Here is a 6,568-nt window from a genome sequence, read left to right on the forward strand (position 1 = left end):
CCTTCGCCGTTTTCCGGGTCCGTCAGTGGAAGAAGTGACGGGTGCCGGTGAAGTACATGGTCACCCCGGCCTTCTTCGCGGCCTCGACGACCTGCTCGTCACGGACCGAACCGCCCGGCTGGACCACGGCCTTCACGCCGGCCTCGGTGAGGATCTCCAGGCCGTCCGGGAACGGGAAGAACGCGTCGGAGGCGGCGTACGAGCCCCGCGCGCGCTCCTCGCCCGCCCGCTCGACCGCGAGCTTCGCGGAGTCCACGCGGTTGACCTGGCCCATGCCGACGCCGACCGAGGCGCCGTCCTTGGCCAGCAGGATCGCGTTCGACTTCACCGCGCGGCAGGCCTTCCAGGCGAAGGCCAGCTCGGCGAGCTCGGCCTCGGAGAGCGCCTCGCCGGTCGCCAGGGTCCAGTTCGCCGGGTCGTCGCCCTCGGCCTGGAAGACGTCGGCCTGCTGGAGCAGCACACCGCCGGAGACCGGACGCAGGTCGCCCGCCGGGCGGCCGTCGCCGTCGACCTTCAGCACGCGGATGTTCTTCTTCTTCGCCAGGACCTCCAGCGCGCCGTCCTCGTACGCCGGGGCCGCGATGACCTCGGTGAAGATCTCGGCGACCTGCTCGGCCAGCTCCACCGTCACCGGACGGTTCACGGCGATCACGCCGCCGAACGCGGACAGCGGGTCGCACGCGTGCGCCTTGCGGTGCGCCTCGGCGACGTCCGCGCCGACCGCGATGCCGCACGGGTTGGCGTGCTTGATGATCGCGACGCACGGCCCGTCGTGGTCGTAGGCGGCCCGGCGGGCGGCCTCGGTGTCCACGTAGTTGTTGAAGGACATCTCCTTGCCGTGCAGCTGCTCGGCGTTGGCGAGCCCGCCCGGCTGCCCGTCGGTGTACAGCGCGGCACCCTGGTGCGGGTTCTCGCCGTAGCGCAGCGACGCCTTGCGCTCCCACGCGCCGGCCAGGAACTCCGGCAGCACGGCGCCCTCTTCGGGGGCGTACGCGTTCGTGAACCACGAGGCCACGGCCACGTCGTACGCGGCGGTGTGCTGGAAGGCCTCGGCCGCCAGCCGCTTGCGCGCGCCCAGCTCGAAGCCGCCGCCCCGCACGGCCTCCAGCACGTCGCCGTACCGCTCGGGGCTGACCACCACGGCCACCGACGGGTGGTTCTTGGCCGCGGCGCGCACCATCGAGGGACCGCCGATGTCGATCTGCTCGACGCACTCGTCGGGGGTCGCGCCCGAGGCCACGGTCTCGCGGAACGGGTACAGGTTGACGACCACCAGGTCGAACGGCTCCACGCCCAGCTCGCCGAGCTGCTCGCGGTGGCTCTCCAGCCGCAGGTCGGCCAGGATGCCGGCGTGCACGCGCGGGTGCAGGGTCTTGACCCGGCCGTCCAGGCACTCCGGGAAGCCGGTCAGCTCCTCGACCTTGGTGACGGGCACACCGGCGGCGGCGATCTTCGACGCCGTCGAACCGGTCGACACCAGCGTGACGCCCGCCTCGTGCAGCCCGCGGGCCAGCTCTTCCAGCCCGGTCTTGTCGTAGACGCTGACGAGCGCGCGTCGGATGGGCCGCTTGTTCGTACCTTCGGCGGTCACTGGATCGTTACCTTTCGTCCCTCGATGCGGTAGCCGTTGCGGGCCAGACGCCCCACGACATCGACGAGCAGCTTGCGCTCGACTTCCTTGATGCGCTCATGGAGAGCGGCTTCGTCGTCCCCGTCCCGGATCTCGACCACACCCTGGGCGATGATCGGACCGGTGTCCACGCCGTCGTCCACGAAGTGGACGGTGCAGCCGGTGACCCTGGCCCCGTAGGCCAGCGCGTCCCGCACGCCGTGCGCGCCGGGGAAGGACGGCAGCAGGGCGGGGTGCGTGTTGACGAACCGCCCGCCGAACGACGCGAGGAACTCCTTCCCCACGATCTTCATGAACCCGGCGGACACCACCAGGTCCGGCTCGTACGCGGCGGTGGCCGCGGCCAGCGCCGCGTCCCATTCCCCGCGGCTCGCGTAGTCCTTGACCTGGCACACGAAGGTGGGGATCCCTGCGCGCTCCGCACGCTCCAGACCGGCGATACCGGGACGGTCGGCCCCGACGGCCACGATCTCGGCGCCGTATCCCTCGGGGTCGGCGGCGATGGCGTCGAGCAGGGCCTGGAGGTTGGTGCCGGAGCCGGAGACCAGCACGACCAGGCGGGAGGAGGCCATGACAGGCCCTTTCTCACGGGGTGCGTCTTGTGTGGTCGTACAAAAACGTAAGACCCCGTTTTACGGGGAACCATACGAAGCGACCGACCGCCTGCAACGATACCGGCACACCGGACGGCCCCCGAGGGACGGGGGGATGGCCGGGCGGTAGCGTCTGGCGTACAGCGCTCACCCGACCAGTCGCCCAGGGGAAGAAACTCACCCGATGCCGGACCCACGCCAGTCCCCCGCCCAGCCGCCCGCGCCGCAGGGCGAAGACAACCCCTTCGCGGCGCCGCCGGAGGGACGTCCCGACCAGCCGTGGGAGCCGCGGCGCGTGACGGACCCCGGCAAGGGCGGTGGCCCCGAGGGTCCCGGCAACGACCCCGACCAGCAGCGCGGCCGCTGGGACCCGACGGACCCGGTCCAGCGCCGCGCCCGCTACGCACTCCTGTCGGGCATGTGGGCCTTCTTCTTCACCCTCTTCGGCATCCCGGCGATGGGCCTCCTGCTGGGCTCGCTCGCCCTGTACTGGGGCATCAGCTCGCTCCGCGCCAAGCCGTCCCCCGGCACGCCGGCCGCCGAGGGCCCGATCCGCCCCCAGACGACGGCAGCGGTCAGCGGCCTCCTGACGGCGGTCCTGGCCCTCCTCCTCACGGCGGGCACGTACGCGATGCAGCTGGTCTACAAGGACTTCTACGTCTGCCGGGACGACGCCCTCACCAAGTCCGCGGAACTGAAGTGCAACGACCTCCTCCCGGACCCCCTCCGCGACCTCATCGGCGTCAAGAAGTAGCGCCCGCCGGCCCCACTCGTCCGCCGAGGTCTTCACCTCCGGGACGCGCCGGGCCGGCCGCGGCTACGGCGCGTCGCCGGGCAGCGGCCCCTCGGCCTCCGGCACCCGCTGTACGCGCGGGACGATCCGGGTACCGGTGAGGCCGACCGGCGTCAGTGGCGGGAGCACACGGGCCCGTACCTCCTCCAGGGCCTCTTCCAGAGCAGAGGCCTCCACCCCGGCCCCACCCCCGACCCGGACCGCGCCCTCACCCTCGATCTCCGGAATCAGATCCCCCGCCGACCTCCGCAGGGCCTCCCAGCGCACCTCCCGCACCCCGCTGTCGTGCCAGGTGCCCGCGTCCCAGGTGCCGCCCTCCCCGTCCTCGTCCTCCCCGCCCACCAGCTCGGCCGGGAGCAGCCGCCAGGCCCGTACCCCCAGCGCCACGGGTACGCCGAGCACCGCGGTCCAGCCCGCGGCGGCAGCACCGACGGCCCACCACACCGGCCCGAAGGCCGCCAGCCGCCCGGAACCCAGCGGGCCCGCGGCCGCCGCGGCCAGCGCCGCCAGCGCACCGCCGCACACCAGCGCCCCGTAGAGGGCGGTCAGGGCGGTCTCCCCCCAGGTGTCCTCGTCCGCGTCGCGCCCCACGAACCACCCCAGTACCACCCCCGCGACCACCGGCACCCCGAGCGCCGCCCAGGTGGCCGGGGACCCGGCACCGGCCGGCGGCAGCGCGGAAAGCAGCGGGAAGCCGGGCAGCGCGGGCGCGCCCGCGAAGGCCAGGGGCGTCGCGGTCGCGGTGGCCCCGAGCGCGAATCCGGGCCCGAGCCCGTACGCGGCCCCCCAGACGGCGGCGTTCGGAATCAGCGCGAGGGCCAGCAGCAGCACCGCGAAGCGGCCCGACCAGACGCCGGTCAGTTCCAGGAACGACCGCTGCGCGTCACCCGCGTGCCACACCAGCGAGGCACCGACCAGCAGGGCGCCGCCCCCGGCCAGCACGAGGGTCGCAGCGGCGCCCGAACGCAGCGCGGTCTCGAAACCGGGGCGCATCAGATGGCGGCGCACGCCCCTCGGCAGCCAGCCCGGCGGCGGCCCGTACGGACGCCCGCGTGAGCTCCACACCCCGGCGGCGGCGGCGCACACCACCACCAGCGGCACGTGCCAGGCCGCACTCAGCGGGTCCGCCGGCATCGGGCCGCCCGCGGCGTACACCGTGGCCGCCGCGGCGACGAGCAGGTACCCGCACACCACCGCCGAAAAGACGGCCCCACCGGACAACCGCTCAGCTCGCGCACCGGCACCCGCACCCGCGCCGGGGCCGGCCCCCGCCCCATCGGCCCCGGCCCCGGCCCCGGCCTCCCGCTGCTCGCCCTCCCCCAGCTCGCCCTCACCCTCGCCGTCGTCCTCGTAGAGAGCGATCCGCACCGCACGCCGCACCAGCCACACGGGCAGCGCGACCAGCAGCAACGGGGTGAGCCCGACCGGGGCCGGCACCCCGGACAGGGTGTCGTACCTGATCAGCTCGGTGCCGTGGGCCAGCAGCCACACCCCCGCTGCCACGTGCAGCGCGGCGCCGGGTCCGCTGTCGGGGTAGGGCGAGCTGATCCACAGCACCATGACGAGGACGGCCAGGGCACCCAGGCCCAGCCCGGCGGCGAGTACGCCGCCCAGTACGCAGGCGGCGGCCGCCGGGGAGCGGCGGCGACGGCCGGACGACGACACGTGGGTCACGCGGACATGGTCCCAACGACACGCGCTGAGGCCGCGTAACAGGCGAATGATCGTAGTGTCTCGCAATATACGGTTATGTACTTTTTCGGCCAAGGGAGCGTTACGGGGAGTCCGGCATGACACAAAGCGTCGACACCGCCTCCGACCTGTCCCTGCCCTCCCCCAAGGAGCGGCGGCGGCTGCGCGAGTCCGGGGACCTCACCCCGGAGGAGCTCGCGGCGGCGCTGGGCGTGACCCCGACGACGGTCCGCTCGTGGGAGACGGGCCGCACCGAGCCCCGCGGCCGCAAGCGCGAGGCGTACGCGAAACTGCTGGCCCGGCTGGGCTCGCCCGCGGAAGAACCAGAGCACCCCGAAGCAACGCACCCGGAATCAGCGCACCCCGAACCAGCGCATCATCCCGAACCAGCGCACCCCGAGTCCGGGCACGCGGAACCCACCCGCCCCGAACCCGCCCATCACCCCGCACCGATCCATCACCCGGAGCCGGCCCACCACCCCGAATCCCCGATGTCCGGTCCCCCCACCGGGCGCGGCAGGCCGCTGCCGCCCGCCAAGCCGGCCTCCCCCAGCACCCGTCCCAAGCCGGCCGCCAAGCGCGCCGCGAAGCCGCCCACCCTGATGGCCCGCCACACCCCGCTCCGCAGGGACCAGTTGGCGGCGGCCTTCGCGGCGGCCCGCGAACGGGCCTCGGTCGGCACGTCGCCGCCATCCCCCGCAGAAACGTCCCGGCAGACGGCACCGGAGGCCCCGTCGGCCGCGCCCGCCCCCTCCCCGTCCTCCAGCTCCCCGGCAGCCCCCTCGCCGGCCGCACCGGAGGCCGCCGAGGAGCAGCAGGCGCCCCCCACCGACACGCCTTCCGTCACCGAACCGTCCCCCGCCCCCGAACCGCCCACGCCCCCAACCGCCCTGACCCCGGAACAGACCTTCGACGCCCTGTACGCCTACTGCTCCGGCGCCCTCACCCGGCAGGCCTACCTGCTCACCGGCCGCCGCGCACTGGCCCAGGAGGCGGTCGAACGGGCCTTCCAGCAGGCCTGGGGGCGCTGGCCCGAGGTCGCCACCGACCCGGACCCGGTCGGCTGGGTGCGTGCGGTGGCGTACGAGTACGCGCTCTCCCCCTGGCACCGGTTCCGGCGTGCCCACAAGCACCCCGACCAGCCCCCGGCCTCCCCCGCGGACCGGGCGCTGATGGACGCGATGCTCGAACTGCCCCCCGTACACCGCAGGACCGTGCTGCTGTACGACGGCGTGGGCCTGGACCTGCCCGAGACGGCGGCGGAGACCGAGGCCAGCACGCCGGCCACGGGGCAGCGGCTGCTCAACGCGCACGCCCGGCTCACCGAGCGGCTGCCGGAGCTGTCCGCACCGGGGGCCCTGCACCACAGGCTGGGTTCCGTCGTGCCGTCCGTACGGCTGGAGCCACGGCCGGCGGCGGTGGTCCGGGCGGCGGGCGAGCACCGCAGCCGGCGGTGGACCCGCGCCGCGATCGGGCTGACGGCGGTGATCGCGGCGGCCACCGCGTACACCACCGCCACCGCGCCGAGGGAGTACGTACCCAAGGAGGCGCCCGGAACGGCCGTCTCCGGCGTCCCCCCGCACAGCGGTCCCCAGCAGCTCACCGAACAGGACGTGGAACTGCGCGAGAAGCTGCGCTCGGAACCCGCCCCGGGCCCGGAGCGCCTGGTCCCGAGCAGCGCCTGACCCCGGCCACCTGCCCGTCACGTCCCGCTACGGAAAGCGGCCGCGGGGCGCCCCCCCCCCCCGGGGGGGGGGGGGGGGCCGGCCGGGGGGCGGCGGCCGCGGGGGGGGGGGGGCAAAAAAACCGGGCCCCCCGCCCCGAAAGCCCACCCGCGGGACTAGCCCCCCCCCAACCCCG

5 protein-coding genes are annotated in these 6,568 nt (G+C 74.7%); 2 read left to right on the forward strand and 3 right to left on the reverse strand.

The genetic code is table 11. The features are described from left to right. Positions 1-22 precede the first annotated feature (22 nt). Entirely contained in the window at positions 23-1,591 is a 1,569-nt protein-coding gene (purH, locus tag ACIQUR_RS13870) for a bifunctional phosphoribosylaminoimidazolecarboxamide formyltransferase/IMP cyclohydrolase (protein WP_403663268.1), read from the reverse strand. Next, positions 1,588-2,202, reverse strand: coding sequence for a phosphoribosylglycinamide formyltransferase (purN, locus tag ACIQUR_RS13875; protein WP_403663271.1), 615 nt, complete (start codon positions 2,200-2,202; stop codon positions 1,588-1,590). The genes purH and purN overlap by 4 nt, the downstream gene beginning before the upstream one ends. 205 nt (positions 2,203-2,407) lie before the next feature. Between purN and ACIQUR_RS13880 the strand changes: the two genes are divergently transcribed. Beyond that, positions 2,408-2,977 (forward strand): hypothetical protein, encoded by a 570-nt coding sequence (locus tag ACIQUR_RS13880; protein ID WP_403663274.1) that lies wholly within the window; start codon positions 2,408-2,410, stop codon positions 2,975-2,977. 63 nt (positions 2,978-3,040) lie between these two features. Here the strand turns inward: ACIQUR_RS13880 and ACIQUR_RS13885 are convergent, their stop codons facing one another. Continuing rightward, positions 3,041-4,690 (reverse strand): DUF6350 family protein, encoded by a 1,650-nt coding sequence (locus ACIQUR_RS13885; RefSeq protein WP_403663277.1) that lies wholly within the window; start codon positions 4,688-4,690, stop codon positions 3,041-3,043. Between the two features lie 116 nt (positions 4,691-4,806). On the opposite strand from ACIQUR_RS13885, the gene ACIQUR_RS13890 reads away from it, so the two are divergent. Further along, positions 4,807-6,393, forward strand: coding sequence for a helix-turn-helix domain-containing protein (locus ACIQUR_RS13890; protein WP_403663280.1), 1,587 nt, complete (start codon positions 4,807-4,809; stop codon positions 6,391-6,393). Positions 6,394-6,568 lie beyond the last annotated feature (175 nt).

Origin of the sequence: Streptomyces sp. NPDC101132, assembly GCF_044759225.1 — a bacterium.
Classification (GTDB): Bacteria; Actinomycetota; Actinomycetes; order Streptomycetales; family Streptomycetaceae; genus Streptomyces.